The organism is Pseudogemmobacter faecipullorum, assembly GCF_020539525.1.
GTDB classification, from domain to species: domain Bacteria; phylum Pseudomonadota; class Alphaproteobacteria; order Rhodobacterales; family Rhodobacteraceae; genus Pseudogemmobacter; species Pseudogemmobacter faecipullorum.
The window spans coordinates 78,019-100,057 of sequence record NZ_JACDXX010000004.1; the positions used below are offsets into that span (position 1 = coordinate 78,019).

Genomic DNA, 22,039 nt, shown 5'->3' on the forward strand with positions numbered 1-22,039 from the left:
AGCAGAGCGCAGGGGGCTGGTTCTGCCGGAACATCCTGAACCCGGGTCAGGCCTGCAGCTGATGCAGCGCTTCGGGCTCACCGGCGGCAACCGGGCTGGTGTTGCGCTGGCTGAGCAGACCCCAGAGGAAGCCATTGGTCACCGATTGCACGCCGAGCGACGAGAGCACAGCCACCAGAGCGGCCGAACGGGTGATCGCTCCGGGCTCCAGTGCCCCGAAGCCGGCAAAGGCCCAGAAACCGACCGAGATCAGCGTGGCGACAAAGGCGAGGAACAGGAAGGCGGCCCCGGTCTGGCAGGCGCTTTCGACACTGATACGGCGGCGCAAGGCCTCAAACTGCGGGCTGGTGGGCAAAAGGCCCGACCGTACCGCAAACAGCCTGGCCAGGCCATGACAGCAGATCAGCTGGAAGCCGGTCATCAGGAAGGCCGCGGCAAAGATCAGCGCCCCGGTGTCGAGCGTCAGCCCACCCAGTGTCAGCGGGCCGAACATCAGCGGCAGGAACAGCGCCGCGCCGAGTCCAAGCAGGCTGAGGCCCGGGTAAAGAAACAGGCTGAAGGGGGCGAAGGTCAGCAGCAGCTTCAGATGGCGCCAGCCATCATGCCAGGTGCGCAGATGCGGCTTACGCGAGCGGCCGTCCGGTTGCAGCGTGGTTGGCACTTCGACGATTTTCAGACCGCAAAGCGCCGCGCGGATCACCATCTCGGGGCAGAATTCCAGCTGCTCAGTGATCAGGTTCAGCTCGATGATGGCCTCGCGGGAAAAACCGCGCAGGCCGCATTGAAAATCGCCGACGGGCGCGCCGTAAAGCGTGCGGCCGATGAAGGACAGCACTGGATTGCCGAGATATTTGTGCAAAAAGGGCATGGCCCCGGGCGCAATCCCGCCGCGGAAGCGGTTGCCCATCACGAGATCAGCGCCTTTGCGCAACTCATCGATAAAGGCATCGAGGCGCGAAAAATCATAGCTGTCATCGCTGTCACCCATGATGACAAAGCGGCCCCTGGCGGCAGCGATGCCGGTCGAAAGGGCGATGCCATTGCCGCGCCGCGGCGCAAGCACCACCCTTGCCCCCAGCCGCTCGGCAATCTCGCGGCTGCCATCGGTCGAGCCATTGTCCGAGATCAGAACCTCGCCATCGATGCCGCTGCGCTGCAGGAAATTCTGCGCTTTGGTGATGCAGGCCTCCAGGGTTTCAGCTTCATTCAGGCAGGGCATGAGAATGGTCAGTTCGGTCATAGCGGCTCCGGCGATACTGGCGCAGAGCAGATGCTCCGGGCAAATGGCGGGGCAGGGAAAATGTCCTGCTGTTCTCGCCATCAGGCCTGTGGAATGTGCCCAAATCTGGGCCGCTTCTCGACGCATCCAGGGTATTCTCAGCCCGCTGCCTCGCCATAGAACCACCAGGGTCACAAAGCTGACTGTTTCTGATTTCATAGCCAAGCAACATTTGCGCTCCATTATATTTGTCGCTGGAAACAAAGAATGCTGAAGCTTCCGACCGCGCGTCCGACCATTGGCATGATCTGTCTGATCGCGATCGCCATTGTGCTGCTGAACGCTGTAACGGGCTATTTCACCGTCGGTGAGACGATGCGCGAGGCCGATAATGACGATCTGATGCGCCTCGTCGCGGTACGCGACTGGCTGGGGGGGCAGGGCTGGTTTGATTATCAGCAATATCGTCTGCTGCCGCCCGAGGGTGTGGCAATGCACTGGTCGCGCTATATTGATCTGGGGATAGCGGCGCTGCTGGTGCCGGGCAGCTGGCTTCTGGGCCAGGCAGGCGGCGAGGCGCTGGCGCTGGTCTTCTGGCCGGGCCTGCTGGCGGTGATCATGGTCCTGGTCACTGGCTATGGTGCGGGGCGTATCCTCGGCCTGGCCGGCGCGGCGGGCGCGCTGATTTTCGCCATGACCTGGGGGAAGCTGATCGGAGAGTTTTCGCCGGGGCGGATCGATCACCATAATGTTCAGCTGCTGCTGTCCTCGGCGGTGCTGTACCTGACCCTCATGCCAGAGCGGCGCGGCTTTAACGGCATGCTTGCCGGAACTCTCTCGGCCCTCTCTATGGCTGTTGGTCTGGAGATGCTGCCGTTTCTTTTGCTGCTGCATGGCCTCGCGGCTTTGCGTTTTGCTTTCGGACTGCAGGGCAGCGGGCGGTTTCTGTTCAGCTTCGGCCTCTCCCAGGTCATTGCCGCGCCGCTGTTTCTGGCCGGTCAGGTGCCGGTGCAGACCTGGGGAATGCGATATTGCGATGTGCTGGCGTTGCCGCTCCTGTCACTGATTGCCATTGGAGCGCTGGCATCGGTTTTGCCCGTGCTGGCCGGATCCTTTCTGCGCTCTGCTCCGGCGCGTCTGGCGCTGATGCTGGCCCTGGGGATTGTGGGTCTCTGGCTGGCCAGCCCGATGCTCCTGCCCTGCCTCGCCGGGCCCTATGCTGATGTCACTCCCGAAGCGCGGCACATTATCGATACGGTGATTTCCGAGGCGCGCAGCATTCCCGATCTGCTGATCAACCGCCCGCTGGTGGTGCTGAGCATCATGCTTCCTGCCCTCGCCGTGGCCGGGCTGGGGGCCGGATATGCTGTCGCTTTCCGGCAGCGCCTGACGGGGCTGCAGTGTGAAGCGCTGATCTTCGCCCTGATCCTTTCCTGCACCGGCTTTGTCTTTGCGCTGGGCCAGATCCGCGCCATCAACATTGCGGTGCCGGCCCTGCCGCTGCTGGCCGGATTTACCGGCTGGGGCTTTTTGCAGCACCGGGCCGGCTCGGTCTGGCGCGCGCCGATGGCGCTGGTGATCTTGCTGACCCTGCCGCCGTTTGTCGATCTGATGGGGCCAAAGCTGCGGCTCTGGATCTCGGGTCCGTCAGGCAGCTGGTCGGGCCAGAGCGCTGCCTGCCGGGATGTGGATTCGATGGCACAGATTGCGGCGCTGCCGCCTGGAACCATCGTGTTCAGCAATATGAATCTTGGTGCGGCGATTCTGGCCTATACCTCGCAAAGCGCCACTTCGGCTCCCTATCACCGCAGCAGCGATGCTTTCTGGAATGGCTATGGCGCGCTGGGCAGTGCTGAGGCCTTGCAGAAAGCGCTGGAAAAATCGGGGGCGACAGTGCTTGCACTTTGCACCAAATCGCCGATGGAGGCGCGACAGGACTGGCTGCAGCAGCTTCATGGCGGGGTGGTGCCGGACTGGCTGACCGCGCTGCCCGCTGCAGCCGGGGATCTGTCGCTCTATCAGGTGAACCATGCCGCCCTGCCGGGCGCCGGGCGGCAAGAGGACAGACCATGACCCGCTTACAGCTTGTGGCCGCCCATCCATTGCCGCGGTTTTTGTGTGTAGGCGGGGCCCTGGCGGCGATTTATGCCTTTCTGACCGCGCTTGCGACCAGCTGTCTCGACATGCCCCGGCCCCTGATTGCGGCTCTGGTCTGGCTGGGGCTGATCGGGCCGGGCTACTGGTGCCAGCACCGGTTCAGTTTTCGCAGTGCCCGGGCCCATCGCTTTGGCATCTGGCTCTACGCGGGCTGCCAGCTCGCGGGTATGGGCATTGCCGCGCTTCTGGCCTGGCGCTTTGCGCAGGGAAGGTTCTGGCCCGATCTGCTGCTGTTTCTGACGGCCTCGGCGCTATCGGCTCTGCTGAGCTATCTGGTCACCCGCCTGATGATTTTCCCGAAATCCCGGCAGTAAGCCGCTTTCTGGCAGCGGGCCGCGGGAAACAGCAGGCGAGGAGGGGCTCTGCCAGCGGCGGAACTTGTTAAAACGCGATTTTTGCCTAAGCTTCTGCCTTAGCCCCCGATGCGTGGCGGGGCCCCTGGCATTTGCTATTAAAGGGCTTTCAATGACGCAGGCGCAAATGATCTATCCGGTTATCCTTTGTGGCGGATCGGGCACAAGGCTCTGGCCGCTGTCGCGCAAAAGCTATCCCAAGCAATTCGCGCTGAAAGTGAATGGCGAGAGCCTGTTTCAGGCCTCGGCCCGCAGATTTTCCGAACCGCCGCCGGGGCTGCAGTTCGCCGCGCCGACGGTCGTGACCGGCAATGATTTCCGGTTCATCGTCACCGAACAGCTGCTCGCGGCGGGGGTCGAGCCCGGGCCGGTGCTGATCGAGCCCGCGCCGCGCAATACCGCCCCGGCGATCCTGGCCGCCGCCCTGTTTTTATGCGAGCGCGACCCGGATGCGGTGCTGCTGGTGGCGCCTTCGGATCATGTGATCCCGGATGCGGCGGCCTTCGGCCAGGCCATTGCCCGCGGCCTGCCCGCCCTGGCCGAAGCCAGGCTGGTGACCTTTGGCATTCAGCCTGACCGGCCGGAAACCGGCTATGGCTATCTTGAGCTGGAGCGCGCCAGCCCGGACGGCGCGCCGGTGGCGCTGCGTGCCTTTGTGGAAAAGCCAGATGCTGAGCGCGCCGCCCGGATGCTGGAGCAGGGCGGATTTCTGTGGAATGCCGGGATCTTCCTGTTCCGCGCCGCCGATCTGATTGCTGCCTGCCAGCAGCATTGCCCGGCCCTGCTGCCGCCGGTTGAGGCCGCGATCAACCAGGGCGCGCCGGATCTTGGTTTCTTCCGCCTCGCCTCGGGGCCCTGGAGCCAGGCCGAAGATATTTCGGTCGATTATGCGGTGATGGAGCGCGCGCCCAATCTGACGGTGGTGCCCTATCAGGGCGGCTGGTCGGATCTGGGCGGCTGGGATGCGGTCTGGCGCGAAAGTGGCCCTGACCGTGACGGGGTGGTGACCTCGGATCATGCTACGGCGATTGATTGCCGCAATAGCCTTTTGCGCTCAGAGGCGCCGGGCCAGGAGCTGGTGGGCATCGGGCTGGAGAATATCATCGCCATCGCCATGCCCGATGCGGTGCTGATCGCGGACCGGGACCGGGCGCAGGATGTGAAACTGGCGGTCAGCAGTCTCAAAAGCCGCGACATCGCCCAGGCCGAAACCCTGCCGCGCGATTTCCGGCCCTGGGGCTGGTATGAAAGCCTGGTGGTTGGACAGCGCTTCCAGGTGAAGCGCATCCATGTCCATCCCGGCGCGGCTTTGTCACTGCAGTCGCATCACCATCGCTCGGAACACTGGATCGTGGTCAGCGGCACGGCAAAGGTCACGGTGGATGGCGTGGTGAAACTCGTGACAGAAAATGAATCGGTTTATATCCCGCTCGGGGCGGTGCACCGGATGGAAAACCCCGGCAAGGTGGCCATGGTGCTGATCGAGGTGCAGACCGGGGCCTATCTGGGCGAGGATGACATCATTCGTTATGAAGATGTCTATGCGCGCGGCCAGGGGGCCCGGGGGTGATGGGGGCAAAAGGCTGATATGGCACCGAAATTTGGCACGAGCGGTTTGCGCGGCCTGGTCAGTGAGCTGACGCCGGATCTGGTGGCGGATTACATCCGGGCCTTCATTGCCGCCTGTCCGATGGGAAACGGGCTTTATCTTGGCCGGGATCTTCGCGCCTCTTCGCCGGGTCTGGCGCAGGTGGTTGCAGAGGCGGCGCGGGGCGAGGGTATCGCCGTCACCGATTGCGGTGCGGTGCCGACCCCGGCACTGGCGCTGGTGGCGATGCAGGCGGGGGCGGCGGCGGTGATGGTCACCGGCAGCCATATTCCGGCTGATCGCAACGGGCTGAAATTTTACCGACCGGATGGTGAAATCACCAAGCGGGATGAGGCTGCGATCCTCGAGCATCTGGGGCGTAACGGGGCGGGGAAATCTGCCCTCTTGCAGCCCGGGCCGGATACAGGGGGTGCCTGGCTCGAGCGCGCTGCCCGGGGCTGGGGGGCGGATGCCCTCAGCGGGATGAAGGTCGGCCTCTGGAGCCATTCGGCGGTCAGCCGCGATCTGCTGCTGCAGGGCCTCGCGGGTCTGGGGGCCGAAACGGTCGAACTCGGCCGCTCAGAAACCTTCGTTCCGGTCGATACCGAGGCCGTGCCGGATCATGTTTGCGCCGCTTTCCGCAGCTGGGCGGCGGAACACGGGCTTGATGCGATTGTCTCGACCGATGGCGATGGTGACCGGCCCTTGCTGGCGGATGCCCAGGGCCGCCTTGTGCCGGGCGATGTGCTGGGTCAGATCACCGCCCGGGCGCTGCAGGCCCAACATGTGGTGACCACGGTCAGCGCCAATAGTGGCGTGGCCGCGCCGGGGCGGTTTGCCACAGTAACCCGTACCAAAATCGGCTCGCCCTATGTCATTGCTGCTATGGCAGAGGCGGGGGCGGCAAAAGTTGTCGGATATGAGCCGAATGGTGGCTTCCTGCTTGGTTTCACCGCCAGAGGCCCGGCCGGAGAGATTGCCCCGCTCGCCACGCGCGACTCGCTTTTGCCCCTGATCGCGGTCCTGGCCGAGGCAAAGCGGGCGGGCAGTGTCGCGGCGTGTGTCGCCGCGGAACCGGCCTGTTTCACGGCGACTGACCGGCTGGAAGACATCCCGGCCGCGCGGTCTCAGGCCTTCCTGGAGACGCTTTCGGCCAGCCCGCAGGATTTTCTGGGCAGCCTTGGCGAAGAGCTGCAGGCTACAGACCGCATGGATGGTCTGCGCCTGTCGCTGCATTCAGGCCGGGTTCTGCATCTGCGTCCCTCGGGCAATGCGCCCGAGTTTCGCCTTTATACCGAGGCCGAAAGCCCGGCCATGGCCGGGGATCTGCTGCGCCGCGCCCGCTCGCGCGTGGCGGCGCGGTTGCGCTGAAAGATCAGCGCGCGCCCCAGGTATCTGAGAGGCGATAGCCTTCCGGCCAGGGATCGGAGGGGTCGAGCATGTGCTGATGAATGCCGGTGATCCAGCCGCGCCCGGAAATCTCGGGCCGGATCGCCGCTGTTCCCTCCAGATCCAGCGTGCCGAGGATACGGCCACGGAATTCCGAACCGATCAGCGAGACGGCGGTCAGATGATCGGCCTCGGACATCTGACCGCGTGCATGCAGCACCGCCATCCGCGCCGAAAGCGCGGTGCCGGTGGGCGAGCGGTCAACCTTGCCCGGGCGAATCGCGACCGCAGCCCCGGCCCGCAGCTCATTGCCCTGGCGCTGCAGCTCACCGGCAAAGAGGGTGAAGGAATAATGCTTCCAGTCCGGATTGGTCGGATGGCGGAAGCCGAGCTGCTCGGTGCCGGCATCCGAGAGTCTCACCCCCAGTTTCGCAATGTCATGCGCCTCATCCGGGGTCAAAGCAAAGCCCAGCTTTTTCGCATCAACCATAACAAAACTATCGCCGCCCCAGGCGGTGTCGACCGTCACACTGCCCAGACCCTCAACCTCAATCACCGCATTGAGGCGTTCGGCGAAAGAGGGCAGGTTTTCGACGAAGATCCGCTCGGCCTTGCCGTTGCGGCATTCCGCGCGCACCTGGACCAGACCGCCCGGCGCCTCCAGCACCATGCGGGTTTCCGGCTCGACCATCGGGATAATGCCGCTGTCGAGCAGCACGGTCGAGACGCAGATCGAATTGGAACCCGACATCATCGGCGTGTCCTCGGGCTCCATGATGATCCAGGCAGCATCGGCGCGCGGATCTTTCGGCGGCACCAGCAGGTTCACATGGCGAAACACCCCGCCGCGCGGCTCATTCAGCACGAAATTGCGCAGGCTCTGGTCCTGATGGATCCATTGCGACTGGGCTTTGATCGTATCGCCCGGCGGCGGACGCACGCCACCGACGATGACATCGCCGACTTCGCCTTCGGCATGGGCCGAGATCACATGAATGGTTTTGCTTGAGCGCATGGTCAGATCATCCAGGAGGGCAGGGTCTTGGGGGCCTGGCCGGTTGTCGCAGCGCGGGCACAGGTGGCGAGGCTGTCAAAGCGGATCTGCCGCCCTGAAAGGCCAGGCCCGTAATGGGCATATTTGCCGGAATTGGTCAGCAGCGTCCTTGTGGCGCTGGGGAAGACCGGTTCCGAGATCGAGCACCAGCACAGATCCGGCAGAACCTGCACACCCGAGGCTTCGAGCCGTGCCAGAATGCCGTTCCGGGTGATGTCAGAAATGACATTGCGCCCGGCGGTGATGATGGTCGGAATCGTCACTGTTGCGGCGGAAAGCGCCTCGGCAAAGGCACTGCATTCCTCGACCCCGGCATGGGGAGAGCCGATGGCGACCAGGCTGATATCCTCGCCGCCCTGGTTCAGATCGGCCCAGGCGGCGGCGAAATCGGCTTTGGTCAGGGTGAGGTGATCGGCATCTTCAGCGATCAGATGCGCCTCGGGGGTGATATTTTCAACATGTAGCATCGGGCTGGCCGAAGTGGTGCCAAATGCGGCACAAAGCGCCTGAAGCTGGCGCTCAGAGGCCGCGCTTAAACCGCGGATCAGCGGGATGCGGTCGGGCGAGGCGCGGCCTGCAAGCCAGCCCAGCAAAGGCCAGAACAGATCATCCGCGCCGGGGATCGCCGCCAGGTTGATAATGCGCTGCGCCTTGCGGTTCTCTTCGAGATAGACCCCCGACAAGGGCGCGCGTCCGGTCAGCGCAATGCAGAGATCGAGGAAATCGGGATGTTTCGCGCTGCGCGCACCCAGCACCGAATTGGCATAGATCACGGCATTGGATTCCGCCCAGCCGATATTCTCGCCCTCGCCCGGCCGGTCCTCCAGCAGATAGGGCGAGCAGGTGAAGGTGTTCTGGCAGCCCATCCGCAGATAGGCATCGGCCAGTCTTGCCGCGGGGCCGCCAAATTGCGGCGGTGTGCCCTGGCTCTGCCAGTTCTGCCGGTCGACGGAAATCGCGTTCATTGTGCTGGGCACGCGCACTTTCGCGCCCATATCCGCCATGGTCTCGGCAAAGGTCAGATTGGCCGGGCTGGCATAGATGCAGCCGTCAATATGCACCCGGGTCACGTCGATCAGCCGGGTCGCGCCCTGTTCCGCCGCCATTTTAAGGATCATCCGCATGGCGAGCGCCACGGCCTCGCCATCGCGGCCGGCAAGCATGGCCTGATCCTCAGGGCTCAGCTCCGGCGCGGGCGCGCAGTCAGGCGAGAGCGGCAGCGTCACTCCCGGGGCCTCGATGGCGCCGGGGGTGACGGCGATCTCACGGCAGGAGGCGAGTTGCAGCCGCTCAGCTTCGCTCACGCGCAGCACCGGCAGGCCCTTGCCGAACATTTCGCCCGCGATCAGCGCGCCAAGGGTGACCACATCCTCGGGCTGCGAAAAAATCACCGCCGCCGGGGCCTTGCCGTTCAGCGCCATGTCGAGCAGCACGCCCGATCCGGTGCAGGAGCCGCGGGTGCCGGGCATGACCAGCACCCGCCCGGCCAGGCTCTGCCCGTGCCAGGGGTGATGCGCATCGATCACCCGGCCCGAGGCGGGATCAACCCCGCCCCAGAAGCTGATCGGCTCATCCGTGGCGAGCACCTCTCCCGCCGCTTCGCCGCTCAGAATGAACCGCGCCTGCATCATTTCACCACAAAACCATGTGCATAGGGATCGCGGCTGTCGATATAGATCGTGTTGATCCCGGTCTGCCGCGCCCAGCCGCCGATCGAGGGGATGATGGCCGATTTGCCCGGCACTGCATCCGAGCTGGCCTCAACCCGGCCCTTGAAGATCGAGCCGATAATCGATTCATGCCAGAATTCATCGCCGACCTGCAGTTTGCCTTTGGCGGCCAGCTGTGCCATCCGCGCCGAGGTGCCGGTGCCACAGGGGCTGCGATCGATGGCTTTATCGCCATAGAACACGGCATTGCGGCCATGTGCGCCCTCAACCGTCGGCTGACCGGTCCACAGGATATGGCTCAGCCCGTTGATCCGCGCGTCACCCGGATGGATGAATTCATATTTCTCGTTCAGCGCTTTGCGCAGTTTCGGCGAGAAGCCGATCAGCTCACCGGCGGTGAAATCGGCCATATCGCGGAAATTCTTCTGCGGCTCGACAATGGCGTAGAAATTGCCGCCATAGGCCACATCCACCACGATCTCACCCAGGCCCTCAACCTCGGCCGTCAGCCCCTCGGCATAGAGGAAGCCCGGCACATTGGTCAGGCGGACCTCCTCGACGAAGCGACCCTCCTGGCGATAGGTGACATCGACGCGGCCTGCGGGCGCATCGACGGCAATTTTGCCGGGCTCACGCGGCTGGATCAGCCCGTTCTCAATGCCCATGGTGATGGTGCCGATCAGCCCGTGCCCGCACATCGGCAGACAGCCCGAGGTCTCGATGAACAGCACCGCCACATCGCAGTCGGGGCGGGTCGGCGGATAGAGGATCGAGCCCGACATCATGTCATGGCCGCGCGGCTCAAACATCAGCCCGGTGCGGATCCAGTCGAAATCGCGCAGAAAATGCGCCCGGCGCTCCAGCATATCCTGGCCCGCAAGGCGCGGGCCGCCGCCCGAGACAAGACGCACGGGATTGCCGCAGGTATGGCCGTCCAGACAAGAGAAAGTGTGATTGCTCATTGGTTTAACACTCAGAAGCGTTGCGGCGAGAAGGGCGAGAGATCGATTTGCGGGTCGCGGTCCTGGATCAGATCGCTGACGAGGCGGGCGGTGCCTGCCGATTGGGTCAGGCCCAGATGGCCATGGCCAAAAGCATAGACCACGCGGTGGCTGCTGCGGGCATGGCCGATGGCGGGCAGGCTGTCGGGCAGCGAGGGGCGAAAGCCCATCCATTGCGTGCCGCCCTGATCCTTAAGGCACGGCAAAAAGGCTTTGGCTTTTTTCAGCATCGCTTCCGAGCGTCTGAAATTCGCCGGGCGTTTCAGGCCGCCCAGCTCAACCGCGCCACCGACGCGGATCCCGGTCGACAGGCGGGAGATGACAAAGCCATGGCCACCAAAGGTGATCTGGGTCTTCAGATCAAAGGCATCGGGGGGCAAAGTGGTATTATAGCCGCGCTCGGTTTCCAGCGGGATTTTATCGCCGAGGCTGCGGGCGATCTGATGCGAGAAAGCGCCTGCCGCCAGCACGACTTTGTCGGCCCGCCAGCTGGCACTGGCATGGCCCAGCAGTTTGACGCCGTCGCTGAGATGTTCCAGCGCGGTGACCTCGCCGCGCTCGATCCGCCCGCCTTTTGCGCGGAAACGATCGGCCAGCGCGAGGGTGTAGAGCTTCGGATCGGCGATCGAATACCAGCCCGGGGTAAAGGTGCCATGGCTGAAGCGCGGCGCGAGGCCAGGCTGCAGCGTGGCCATTTCCGCCGCATCCATATGCCGGAAGTCGATGCCATGCTCTGCGCGGGCCTGCCAGCCGGGCAGGCTGGCCTCCAGCTCGGCCTTTGATTCATAGACCTGCAGGTTACCCTTCTTTTCCAACATCCCGAGGGTGCCGGTTTCGGTCAGGAAAGGCTCCAGCGCCGCTTTGGAATAATCCATCAGCGCGGTCTGGGCGAGGGTTGACTGGCGGACCCGGGCGGGCGAGCAGGCGCGCCAGAAGCGGAACATCCAGGGCGCGATCTGCAAGGCATATCCCGGCGGCACCGACAAAGGTCCCAGCGGATCCAGCAGCCATTTCGGCGCTTTCTTCAGGATGCCGGGCGAGGCCAGCGGCAGGATATCGGTAAAGGCAAAGGCCCCGGCATTGCCGGCACTTGCCCCGGCAGCCGGGCCTTCACGGTCCAGCACCAGCACATCAAAGCCCCGGCCCTGCAAAGAGAGGGCGGTGGAGAGACCCACCACACCGGCTCCGATGACGATCACATCGGCATTCAGCTGCATTTTATCTTTGCCTTCAGTGCGTGGCGGCCAGGAATTTCTGCAGCTCGGGGTCTTTCGGGGCACCGAACAAGGCTTCCGGCGGGGCGATTTCTGCCATCACCCCTTTGTGGAAGAAGGCCACCCGGTCCGAGACCTCGCGCGCGAATTTCATCTCATGGGTGACGCAGATCATCGTCATCCCCTCCGAGGCCAGCATGCGAAGCGTGTCGAGCACCTCGCCCACCAGCTGCGGATCCAGCGCCGAGGTGACCTCGTCAAACAGCATATAGGTCGGGTTCATCGCCAGCGCGCGGGCAATGGCCATACGCTGCTGCTGCCCGCCGGAAAGCCGGGTCGGATAGACATCGAGCTTTTCGCCAAGGCCCACATGTTTGAGCTGCTTTTCAGCCTCGGCAGCCGCTTCGGCTTTCGAGCGTTTCAGCACCTTTTGCTGCGCCAGCATCACATTCTGCTGCACGGTCAGATGCGGGAAGGCATTCCACTGCTGGAACACGATGCCGATCTTCTGGCGCAGGCTGTTGAGATTGGTCGATCTGGCGTGAACCTCGGTGCCATCGACCAGGATCCTGCCGCTGTCGATCGGCTCCAGCCCGTTGATACAGGTCAGCAGCGTCGATTTCCCCGAGCCCGAGCCGCCGATAATGGTCAGCACTTCGCCTTTGGGAACGGTGAGGTTGATCCCTTTGAGAACTTCCAGCGGGCCGAAAGATTTGCGGACGTTTTCGATCTCAATCATTGGACCACCGTTTTTCCAGATAGCCGCCGAAACGGGCAATGGGGAAGGAGATAAGGAAGTAGAACAGCCCGCAGATGATCAGCAGGAACAAAGGCTCCTGCAGGCGGGTGATCAGGGTCTGGGTGTTTTTCAGCAGTTCCGGCACCTGGACGATATAGACCAGCGCCGAATCCTTCATCACGCCAAGCGCGAGGCCGATCCAGGAGGGCAGCGCCACCCGGGTCGCCAGAGGCATGACGATATTCCACATGTCCTGGCCCCAGCTCATGCCGAGCGAGCGCGAGGCGCGGCGCAGGTTTGCCGGCACCGCCTCAATGCCGCCCCTGACGATCTCGCAGCAATAGGCCGCAGTGTAGAGCGCCAGCACGCCGCAGGCGACGGTAAAGCCCGACACTTTTATCTTCAGGACGGCGGTGATGAAAGCATTGGCCAGAACCAGCTGGATCAGCAGCGGAATCGAGCGGAAGATGTCGAGGAAGAAGGTCAGCGGCGCCGACCAGATGGCGCCCAGCTGATAGCGGACCACCCCGAAGATAATCCCCAGAATGGTGCCGATCCCCACGGCAATCGCGGTGACCAGCAGTGTCATTCCGGCGCCGCGGGCGAGGAACAGCAGATCATTGGTGGTGAGTGCAGTTTCAAACATCGCAGGCCCCCTCAGTAACGGAACAGACGGGACGCCACGAGGCGCGCCGAGAGGGTGATGGCTTTGGTGATGACATAGAAGATCACGGCGGCGATGGCGAAAAGCTCAAACGTGCGGAAGCTGATCGAGTTCAGATGGCTGGTGACGCCAAAGAGGTCGGTGGTCATGGCGACGACCGCGCCAAGCGAGGTCATCAGAATGGCCCAGACCATCTGATTGGTCATCGGCAGGAAGGCGATGCGCAGCATCTGTGGCATCACCACATGGCCGAAGGCCTGGCCGGCGGACATGCCCAGCGAACGGGCGGCGCGGGTCTGGGTCTCGGGAATGGCTTTCAGCGCGCCGCGGAAGTTCTCAGCCAGATAGCCGGCATTGTTGAAGGCAATACCAAACAGCAGCGAGAAATAGGGCGAGATATGGATGCCAAAGCCGCCAAGACCGAAATGGACCATATAAATCTGGAACAGAGCAGGGGTGTTGCGGGCGATTTCGACCCAGGAGGTCGCTATCGCTGCCAGCAGCTTGTTTCCTGACAGGCGGAACACGGTCAGGATGATGGCAATGCCGATGCCGATCGCCATCGACAAAAGCGCGATCTGAATGGTGACCAGGGCGCCTTCAAGCATCTGCGGAAGCGATGCGAGGGCCTGATTCCACCGGAAATTATAATTGAACATTACCGCCTCACTTCTCGGAACGGAGAAGCGGCGCGGGGAATTCCGGTCCCCGCGCCGCCCGTAAAGCGGAGATCAGCGATAGACGCCGGGGATGGTCAGATTGGCCGGCTCACCCTCGCCAACCCATTTGGTGTAGAGTTCGGCGTAACGGCCGGTGCGGACCTGCTGGTTGATGAAAAGGTTCATGAAGTTCAGCAGGCCATATTCTTCCCGCAGGGTGACGAGAGCCACATAATCGGGAACCATATCTGCCTTGGCGACGATCGAAATGCCGGGGAAATTGCCGGTTTTCACGTTGGCCTGGGCGACTTCCATGGTCGAGACAGTGGCGTCGAGCTGGCCCTGCGACAGAGCAAGGAAGACGTCAGCCTGGTTCTGATAGGGACGGAACTCGCCTGCACCCCATTCCTTGACCTTGCCTTCCAGCCAGATCGCCTCATAGGTGCCGGCGGTGGCGCCGACCACTTTGCCCTTCATGCCGGCTTCGTCGGTGATACCCGACTTTTCGCCAACCACGACGGCATTTTCGAAGGCGTAATAGGGCATGGTCATGCCGACGGTTTTGGCGCGCTCCAGCGTGTCGGAGGTCGAGCCGACCACGACATCAACCGCGCCCGACATCAGCGAGGGGATGCGCTCAGGGAAAGCGGTTTCCACGATTTCAGCGGTGACGCCCAGAGCGGCTGCGAGATCGTTGCAGTAATCCACGTCAAAGCCGACGGGGTTATTATCGGCATCGCGCGAGCCCATCGGCGGGAAATCGAGAACCACTGCGCAACGCAGGGTGCCCGCACCGATGATGTCGTCAAGCTTGTCTGCCGCCGCCGGACCGGCAATGGCCGTTGCAGCCGTCAGCCCGAAGGCAAGAACTTTCGATTTCATGTATACTCTCCCTGAAGTTTGTTTTGGTCGATTCAGTCCATTGCAGTATCGGGTCTCGCGTGGCTGGACGCAAATTAAAAATACAATTAGTATACAACAGTCCCGAAACTGGGGTCGATAAAAGGCATATTGACTGCAACATAAGGCATATCGGGCGAACTTCCTGCTATTTTTCCGATTTAATCAGGGAAGACGGCGGGAATTCCCTGGCTGGCAGGCGAATAGCCTGCCAGTTCTTGGTGTTTTCCGGCGAAAAGTTCGCCAAGCCGCCTCAAAAGGGCGAATCGGCCCGAAAGGGGACAAAAGGCAGCAGGGTTCTCCGCTGCTTTCCCCGTCTATTACTGAAATTCTGCAGGGGCGCCCGGCGATGCTTTTGGCGACCTGAAACTGCGCAGAGGGAGAAGATTATGTCCGTCACCAGGGTCACAACGGAAGCGCTGCAGCAGCAGATCGAGGCGATTTTCGCCGCTGCCGGTTTCAATGCCGCACAGGGCGGCGCGATGGCGCGGGTGCTGACTGCGGGCGAGCGCGACCATTGCAAATCGCATGGCATTTACCGCATCGAGGGCACTTTGCGCACCGCCATGGCGGGCAAGGTGAATGTCAGCGCCGAGCCGGTGGTCGCGCCCGATGATGGCAGCGCTCTGGTGCGCGCCGATGCAAAGGGCGGTTTCGCCAATGCGGCCTTTGAACTGGCGCTGCCCGCGCTGGTGGAAAAAGCCCGGCGCCTCGGCATGGCGGCGCTGGTGATCAATGACTGCACCCATCTGGCCGCGCTCTGGCCCGAGGTCGAGGCGATCACCGCCCATGGTCTGGCCGCGATGGTGATGTGCCCGAGCTATGCGACCGTCGCCCCGACCGGCGGCACGAAACCCTTCCTTGGCACCAATCCCTTCGCCTTTGGCTGGCCGCGCCAGGACAGCGATCCCTATGTCTTCGACTTTGCCACTTCGGTGGCGGCGCGGGGCGAGGTTGAGCTGCATCGCCGCGCCGGCAAGCAGCTGCCCGAAGGCTGGGCGCTGGATGCAGAAGGCAATCCGACCACCGATCCCGAAGCCGCGCTGCAAGGCGCGATGCTGCCCTTCGGGGGGCATAAAGGCTCGGCCATCTCGACGATGATCGAGCTGATGGCGGCGATTATGATCGGCGATATGACCAGCCCGGAAGTGCTGGATTATCTCGGCACGACCACCCTGGCGCCCAGACATGGCGAGCTGATCCTCGCCTTCTCGCCCGAGGCCTTTGCCCGCGGCCGCGCCGGTGATCCCTTTGCCCGGGCCGAGGCGCTGTTTGAGGCGATTATTGGCCAGGGCGCGCGTCTGCCCTCGCAGCGCCGGTTCAGGGCCCGGGCGGAATCGGCCGCCGAAGGCATCAGCCTGACCGAATCCGAAACCGCTCAGCTGGAGCGCTTCCTGACCCAGGGCTTTGCTGCGCTGTGAACCGAACTGCGGCTGGCCTGATCCCGTTTCAGGCCAGCTCCGTGAAACGAAAAGACCCTGCATGTAAATGCAGGGTCGCTCCGGTGAAGCCGTGCTGACAGGGAGGGAGTGTCAGGCCAGATAGGGCTTCACGCCATCCTGTTTCGACCATTCGCCATACCAGGTGTCGAACAAAGCCAGCTGGGCCTCGATGAAGCCGGCCTGCGAGGGCGAGAGCTTGTCGTCTTCGTTGAAATGCAGCGCGTATTCTGCATTCCCCTTCAGCACCATCATATGCTTGAAATACAGCACCAGATCCGGGCCGCCATCGACGCGGGCCAGTTCAAACAGCGCCTCATCCAGCTCTTTGCCCAGGCGGCGGGCCGCCACATCGCCTTTGGCAGCGGCTTTGCACAGATTGCCGAGGGTGATCAGCTCACGCGGCAGGACGCAGCCGATGCCGGTGATCGCGCCGACAGCGCCCGCATTCACATAGCCATGGAAGACCGAGGTATCGATACCGATCATCAGGGTCACATTATCTGCGGCCGAGGTGATATGCTCTGCCGCATAGGTCATGGCATTATTGCCGCCGAATTCCTTGAAGCCGATCAGATTCGGATGCTCGGCGCGCAGGGCGAAGAACAGATCTGCCTTGGTTTCAAAGCCATAATAGGGGCTGTTATAGATCACGGCCGGCAGCGAGGGGGCTGCGGCGAGGATCGCTTTGAAGTGGTTTTTCTGGGCTGCCGGCACCGAGGCGCGCGACAAAAGGCGCGGAATGACCATCAGGCCATGGGCACCGACCTTTTCGGCGTGACGGGCCAGCGCGACCGAGGCTGCGGTATTGACCGCGCCGGTGCCGACAATGACGCGGATCCCGGCCTGAACCAGGCGCTCAACGCCTTCCATGCGCTCGGCATCGGTCAGCAGGGGCCAGTCACCCATCGAGCCGCAATAGACCACCGCGGACATGCCATAGCCGATCAGCTCTTTGGCCTTGGCAACGAGCGCATCAAAATCCGGGCTGCGGTCAGCTTTGCAGGGCGTCATCAGCGCGGGGATCGTGCCGGTGAAGATATCGCTCATTGAGAGGCTCCTCCTGTAGGGCAGGTGATATCTGCCCGAATCCTAAATCTCTGAGCTGATCATAGGATCTGTATTTTATTTGTCGACAAGAAAAATGCGAATAAAATAAAACCCGCCGGTCAGGCGGGTTCAGGGCTTGGCAGCGGGGCCGAACCTGGGCCGGATCAGATATCAATATCCTGACGCCGGTCGCGGGTGATCGCGGCCTGGATCTGGCTGACGATCTGATTGGCATGCTGGCGCGCAATCCGGTCGGCGGCCTCAATATCGCGTGCGGCGACAGCGGCGACGATGGCTTCGTGTTCATCGAACCAGATCTGCGGATAATCGCCGGTGCCGCTGCCGTAATAATATAGCCGCAGGATACGGCGGCCCTCATCCAGCAGCCGCCCGAACAGGGCGAGATAATAGCGGTTCCGCCCCGCTTCGGCGATGGCATAGTGGAACTCGCGATTGGCCGCGACAAGGCCAATCTCATCCCCGTCCTTCACGGCCAGCTCATAGGCTTTCTGATACTGGCGGATGGCCACCAGATCCTCGGGCTGATGATATTCAGCGGCGAGGCGGGTGGTGACGCGATACATCAGCGTCAGCGCGTCAAAGAAAGTGTGCAGATTGGGGAAGTCGATATTCGACACCATGGTCGAACGGTTCGGCAGGGTATCGATCAGCCCCTCAGCCGCCAGCCGCACCAGCGCCTCGCGGATCGGAGTGCGCGACATGCCAAAGCGCTCGGCCAGCTGGTTTTCGTCGACGATCGCCCCAGGCGGCAGTTCCAGATCCAGAATCTGGTCACGCAGTAATTCGTAAACCATTCTGACGCCGGAACCGCGTTTGCGGTCAGTAGCGGCAGGATTCGCACTGGAACTCATGGCTGATCCCTTCTTGTCGACAAAAGGAATACTTCATGGATATCCTGTGATCAACTGCTGGCGCGGCCCCTATGGGCAGCTGAGACATTATGCCAGGGCTTTGGCGCGCTGCGGTGCCTGGCGGCGGATCAGCCCAGCGGGACGAGGCGGCCCTCAATCTGCAGCAGAACCGGTGCACCTTCGCAGAGCCGCGGGCCGCCCATCGCATCGACCTGCAGCTCGAGGCCGGAACAATCCACCCAATAGGTCACATCATGGCCGCGAAACTCGACGCTGGTAATACGGCCATTGGCCTCGGCTTCCGGGGCGGGGGTGAGGCGGATCATCTCGGGGCGCAGCGACAGCTGCACCTCTCCCTCGGCCGGGCGCGCAAGTGGCAGCGCCCCGAGCGGGGTCTGGCACAGATCGCCCCGGGCCGCGCCTTTCAGCAGATTGGTGCGACCAAGAAAGCCTGCCACAAAGGCGTTCACCGGCCGGTCATAGACCTCGGCAGCGGTGCCGATCTGCTGCAGCACACCGCCCTGCATCACCGCGATCCGGTCGGCAAAGCTCATCGCTTCTTCCTGGTCATGGGTGACCAGCAGGATACCGATGCCGGTGGATTTGAGCAGGCGGCGGATCTCGCGGCGGGTCTGGGCGCGCAGGGCGGCATCGAGGTTGGAAAACGGCTCATCAAGCAGGATCAGCCCCGGCTCGGCGGCGAAGCTGCGGGCCAGGGCCACGCGCTGCTGCTGACCGCCGGAAAGCTCATCGGGGTAGCGGTCGGCATAATCCTGCAATCCGACCAGTTCCAGCCAGTGCCCGAGCCAGCGTGCCGAAGCGGCCCGCGCACCGAACATGACATTCTCCCCCACGGTCATATGCGGGAACAGCGCATAATCCTGAAACACCATGCCGATGCCGCGCTTCTCGGGCGCAACCCGGGTGATGTCGCGGCCCGAGAGCAGGATCCTGCCCTCATCCGGGATCTGAAATCCGGCAATCATCCGCAGGCTGGTGGTCTTGCCGCAGCCCGAGGGGCCGATCAGCGCCAGGATTTCGCCGGGGGCAATCTCAAAGCTGAGATTGCTGACCGCCGGGCGCGGGCTGCCGGGAAACTGCCGGGTCAGATGGCGGATCGAGAGGAGCGGCTGGTCAGTCATGGCACTCACTTAACGCGGCGCGGCGCGACGCTGGCTGTCGCGCGGGCTGCGGCCTTCATATTTCAGGATCAGCCCGACAAAGAGGGCGGAAAACAGGATGATCGTCAAAGCGAAAGGCGCGGCCTCGGCCATCATCCCCTCCACCGTGCGGGCAAAGACGCTGGTCGAAAGGCTGCGCCAGCCGGTCGGGGCCAGCAGCCAGGCGATCGGCAGCTCTTTTACCGTGGCAATGAACACCAGCAGCCCGGCGGCAATCATCGGTGATCTGAGCTGCGGCAGCGTCACCTGGGTGAAAGCGCGGCCCGGGGAGGAGCCGAGCGCGCGGGCCGCCTCCTCCTGCTTCGGTCCCAGCTGCAGCAGCGCGAGGCGCAGTGGGCCGAGGGCAAGGGCAAGGAAGCTCATCACCCAGGCGAAGATCAGCAGGGCATAGCTCTGATAGAGCGCCGGAAAGGTGCCGAGCGAAAAGACCACCATCGCCAGACCAAAGGCGAGCGGCGGGGTGGCATAGCCAAGCCAGGCCAGCCGGTCGATCAGCGCCGCCAGCGGCCCGGGCCAGCGGGTGGTCAGCAGCACCACCGGCAAAGCCAGCAGGGTGGCGCAAACGGCCACCACCGCCCCGGCCAGCGCCGAGGAGAGCATGGCCTCTCCGAGAGCCCGCCAGTCCATTTCGGGCAAGCCGCGCGCCATCCAGTGTCCGAGCACCAGCAGCGGCAGGCCGAGCGCGGCGAAACTGACCAGGGTGATCGCGGCCCGGGCCAGCCAGACCCTGCGGCCAAGCGGCAGCAGCAGCGGCAGTCGCGGGCTGCCGGTGCCGGTCCGGGCAAAGCGGCGGTTGCGGCTCAGCGCGCTCTGCGCCAGCAGCGCGGCCACGGTGATCGCCAGCAGCATCAGCGACAGCCAGGCCGCATAGCTGCGGTCAAAGGCGCCGCTGTACTGGGTGTAGATGGCGTAAGAGAAAACCTCATAGCGCATCAGGGCAATCGCGCCGAAATCGCCGATGACATAAAGGCCGGTGATCAGCCAGCTGGCCAGCAGCGCGGGCCAGAGCTGGGGCAATGTGATCTGGCGAAAGATCTGCCAGGGAGAGCGGCCAAGGCTGAGCGCGGTTTCTTCCTGGCCCGGGTCAATGCCGAGGAAGGCCGCCCGCAGATTGAGGAAAATATAGGGGAAAGTGTAAAGCGCCAGCGACAGAGCCGCGCCCCAGAGCCCGTGCAGCGGCGGCAGGCTGAGACCGAACCATTGCCGCATAAAGCCGTAATAGCCCGAAAGGCCGAGCAGGGCATAGGCCATCACATAGCCGGGCACCGCCAGCGGCAGGGCCATCAGGAAGGTGACCAGTTTTTTGTGGCGCAGATCGCTGCGGGTCACCAGCCAGGCCATGGGCAGAGCAATGGCCGTGCCAATCGCCAGCACCAGCGCCACCAGCTTCAGCGTGTTGAGCAGCAGCCAGAAATTGCGGGCGCGGAAGACGATTTCCAGGATGCCCGCGCCATCAGCCTCAAAGGCGCGCAACAGCAGATAGGCGGCGGGCAGACAGGTGCCGATCCCGACGATCAGCGCCGGCAGCACAAGAAGGAGCGGAGGGCGGGGCCTGCGCCCCGCCCTCCGCTGAGAGCCATGATGATCGCTCTGGACTGTCACCGGATCAGCTCAGAGCAGGCCGACATCACGCAGCAGCGCCAGCGTGCCCTCCAGATCGCCGATCTGGTTCACATCCACCTGCGGGCTGATCTCGCTGACGGTTTCCATCGATTCCAGCGTTGCATGCGGAATAACGCCTGCGGTCACCGGATATTCATTGCCCTGCAGGGTGATGAACTGCTGCGCCGCCGGCGAGAGCAGGTAATCGAGGAATTTCTGCGCCGCCTCTTTATTCTCCGAGGCCCCGACGATGCCAGCCCCGGCGACCAGCACCAGATTGCCGATATCGCCCTTTTCGAAATGGCTCTGCGCCACCGGGAAGGCCTCATCCTTGGCGATATAGCGGCCAAGATAGTAGTTGTTCACCAGGCCGAAATCGACTTCGCCATTGGCAATGGCCTCGATCTGGGTGCCGTTGTTTTTGTAAACTTTCGCATCATTGGCGATCATGGCTTCCAGCCAGGCTTTGGCAGCATCATCGCCATGCACCAGACGGAAAGCGGTGACGAAGGCCTGGAAAGAGCCATTGGTCGGCGCCCAGGCCACCCGGCCTTTATATTTCGCATCGGTAAGATCGGTCAGCTTTTCCGGCAGATCGGCTTCGGCCACGCGCTCGGTCGAATAGGCCATAACCCGGGTCCGGCCCGAAGTGGCCACCCATTTGTTCGAGGGGGTGCGGAACACTTCCAGCACCTGGCCATTCACTTCGGCGGGCAGTTCGGCAAAGACGCCGGCCAGAGCGCCAAGTGCGCCCGCATCCTGGGCCCAGAACACATCGGCCGGGGATTTATCGCCCTCTTCCAGCAGCAGGGTCGCCAGTTCAGACGTGCCGGCATAGCGCACTTCGGCCTCGATACCGGTGGCGGCCTCAAACTGGGCAATCAGCGGCGCGACCAGGGCTTCGCCGCGCCCCGAGTAAATCGTCAGCACCTCGGCGCTGGCGGTGGTGCTGAGGCCGAGTGCAAGCGTCAGCCCGGCAAGCAGTGTGGTTTTCATTCCTCTGTCCTCTCAGCTGGCCCGAAACCGGGACCGGTCACTCCTGGTGCGGGCCTCTCCGGGGGAGGGGGACCGCAGAACTGTCAGGCGTGGCTCCGTCTGGCGTGGCAGTAACACCCGGGGGCGCAGAGACCGGCTGCGGAGAGAGCCTTTTCCGGCTGCGGGCGCGCCCCGCAAACCGGTCTTCCCCTGAGAGGATCGGGGCAATTCTGCGAAGATATTCCGCTTCGGCAAAATTACCTGAGTAAATCCATTCAGGTCTGCAGGCGGCATAAGGAAAATTCCTGACTGA

19 protein-coding genes are annotated in these 22,039 nt (G+C 63.3%); 5 read left to right on the forward strand and 14 right to left on the reverse strand.

Annotated elements, in window-relative coordinates:
- Nucleotides 1–46 precede the first annotated feature (46 nt).
- A complete protein-coding gene (locus H0485_RS05595; protein ID WP_226934380.1) occupies nucleotides 47–1,240 on the reverse strand; it encodes a glycosyltransferase family 2 protein in 1,194 nt (397 codons plus the stop codon).
- Nucleotides 1,241–1,486: 246 nt separating this feature from the next.
- On the opposite strand from H0485_RS05595, the gene H0485_RS05600 reads away from it, so the two are divergent.
- From H0485_RS05600 to H0485_RS05615, 4 genes are all read left to right on the forward strand, one after another.
- On the forward strand, nucleotides 1,487–3,292 hold the full coding sequence (locus tag H0485_RS05600) for a hypothetical protein (protein ID WP_226934381.1): 1,806 nt from the start codon (nucleotides 1,487–1,489) through the stop codon (nucleotides 3,290–3,292).
- A complete protein-coding gene (locus H0485_RS05605) occupies nucleotides 3,289–3,690 on the forward strand; it encodes a GtrA family protein (protein WP_226934382.1) in 402 nt (133 codons plus the stop codon). Before H0485_RS05600 ends, H0485_RS05605 begins: the two co-directional genes overlap by 4 nt.
- A gap of 166 nt (nucleotides 3,691–3,856) precedes the next feature.
- The gene (locus H0485_RS05610; RefSeq protein WP_226934383.1) at nucleotides 3,857–5,299 is read left to right on the forward strand and encodes a mannose-1-phosphate guanylyltransferase/mannose-6-phosphate isomerase; all 1,443 of its coding nucleotides are present in this window, start codon (nucleotides 3,857–3,859) and stop codon (nucleotides 5,297–5,299) included.
- 18 nt (nucleotides 5,300–5,317) lie between these two features.
- Nucleotides 5,318–6,688 (forward strand): phosphohexomutase domain-containing protein, encoded by a 1,371-nt coding sequence (locus tag H0485_RS05615; RefSeq protein ID WP_226934384.1) that lies wholly within the window; start codon nucleotides 5,318–5,320, stop codon nucleotides 6,686–6,688.
- Between the two features lie 4 nt (nucleotides 6,689–6,692).
- Here H0485_RS05615 and H0485_RS05620 read toward each other — a convergent pair whose 3' ends face one another.
- The 8 genes from H0485_RS05620 to H0485_RS05655 all read right to left on the reverse strand — a co-directional run bounded on the left by H0485_RS05620 (nucleotide 6,693) and on the right by H0485_RS05655 (nucleotide 14,589).
- Complete coding sequence (locus H0485_RS05620) at nucleotides 6,693–7,721, reverse strand: trans-3-hydroxy-L-proline dehydratase (protein WP_226934385.1); 1,029 nt, start codon at nucleotides 7,719–7,721, stop codon at nucleotides 6,693–6,695.
- Nucleotides 7,722–7,723: 2 nt separating this feature from the next.
- Nucleotides 7,724–9,391 carry a cis-3-hydroxy-L-proline dehydratase gene (lhpI, locus tag H0485_RS05625; RefSeq protein WP_226934386.1) on the reverse strand — a complete coding sequence of 556 codons (1,668 nt, stop codon included), beginning with the start codon at nucleotides 9,389–9,391 and terminating at the stop codon, nucleotides 7,724–7,726.
- Nucleotides 9,388–10,392, reverse strand: coding sequence for a 4-hydroxyproline epimerase (locus tag H0485_RS05630; protein WP_226934387.1), 1,005 nt, complete (start codon nucleotides 10,390–10,392; stop codon nucleotides 9,388–9,390). The genes lhpI and H0485_RS05630 overlap by 4 nt, the downstream gene beginning before the upstream one ends.
- A gap of 11 nt (nucleotides 10,393–10,403) precedes the next feature.
- Complete coding sequence (locus tag H0485_RS05635) at nucleotides 10,404–11,642, reverse strand: NAD(P)/FAD-dependent oxidoreductase (RefSeq protein ID WP_226934575.1); 1,239 nt, start codon at nucleotides 11,640–11,642, stop codon at nucleotides 10,404–10,406.
- Between the two features lie 19 nt (nucleotides 11,643–11,661).
- The gene (locus tag H0485_RS05640; protein WP_226934388.1) at nucleotides 11,662–12,384 is read right to left on the reverse strand and encodes an amino acid ABC transporter ATP-binding protein; all 723 of its coding nucleotides are present in this window, start codon (nucleotides 12,382–12,384) and stop codon (nucleotides 11,662–11,664) included.
- Nucleotides 12,377–13,030 (reverse strand): amino acid ABC transporter permease, encoded by a 654-nt coding sequence (locus tag H0485_RS05645; protein WP_226934389.1) that lies wholly within the window; start codon nucleotides 13,028–13,030, stop codon nucleotides 12,377–12,379. Before H0485_RS05645 ends, H0485_RS05640 begins: the two co-directional genes overlap by 8 nt.
- A gap of 11 nt (nucleotides 13,031–13,041) precedes the next feature.
- The gene (locus H0485_RS05650; RefSeq protein ID WP_226934390.1) at nucleotides 13,042–13,707 is read right to left on the reverse strand and encodes an amino acid ABC transporter permease; all 666 of its coding nucleotides are present in this window, start codon (nucleotides 13,705–13,707) and stop codon (nucleotides 13,042–13,044) included.
- A gap of 72 nt (nucleotides 13,708–13,779) precedes the next feature.
- The gene (locus H0485_RS05655; protein WP_226934391.1) at nucleotides 13,780–14,589 is read right to left on the reverse strand and encodes a transporter substrate-binding domain-containing protein; all 810 of its coding nucleotides are present in this window, start codon (nucleotides 14,587–14,589) and stop codon (nucleotides 13,780–13,782) included.
- A 407-nt stretch (nucleotides 14,590–14,996) separates the two neighbouring features.
- Between H0485_RS05655 and H0485_RS05660 the strand changes: the two genes are divergently transcribed.
- A complete protein-coding gene (locus tag H0485_RS05660; protein WP_226934392.1) occupies nucleotides 14,997–16,028 on the forward strand; it encodes an Ldh family oxidoreductase in 1,032 nt (343 codons plus the stop codon).
- 111 nt (nucleotides 16,029–16,139) lie between these two features.
- Here H0485_RS05660 and H0485_RS05665 read toward each other — a convergent pair whose 3' ends face one another.
- From H0485_RS05665 to H0485_RS05685, 5 genes are all read right to left on the reverse strand, one after another.
- Nucleotides 16,140–17,096, reverse strand: coding sequence for a dihydrodipicolinate synthase family protein (locus H0485_RS05665; protein ID WP_226934393.1), 957 nt, complete (start codon nucleotides 17,094–17,096; stop codon nucleotides 16,140–16,142).
- 164 nt (nucleotides 17,097–17,260) lie between these two features.
- Nucleotides 17,261–17,911, reverse strand: a complete 651-nt coding sequence (locus H0485_RS05670) for a GntR family transcriptional regulator (RefSeq protein WP_255613367.1) — start codon at nucleotides 17,909–17,911, stop codon at nucleotides 17,261–17,263.
- Nucleotides 17,912–18,096: 185 nt separating this feature from the next.
- Nucleotides 18,097–19,110 (reverse strand): ABC transporter ATP-binding protein, encoded by a 1,014-nt coding sequence (locus tag H0485_RS05675; RefSeq protein WP_226934395.1) that lies wholly within the window; start codon nucleotides 19,108–19,110, stop codon nucleotides 18,097–18,099.
- 9 nt (nucleotides 19,111–19,119) lie between these two features.
- Nucleotides 19,120–20,679 carry an ABC transporter permease gene (locus H0485_RS05680; protein WP_226934396.1) on the reverse strand — a complete coding sequence of 520 codons (1,560 nt, stop codon included), beginning with the start codon at nucleotides 20,677–20,679 and terminating at the stop codon, nucleotides 19,120–19,122.
- Nucleotides 20,680–20,760: 81 nt separating this feature from the next.
- A complete protein-coding gene (locus H0485_RS05685) occupies nucleotides 20,761–21,747 on the reverse strand; it encodes an iron ABC transporter substrate-binding protein (RefSeq protein WP_226934397.1) in 987 nt (328 codons plus the stop codon).
- Between the last annotated feature and the right edge of the window lie 292 nt (nucleotides 21,748–22,039).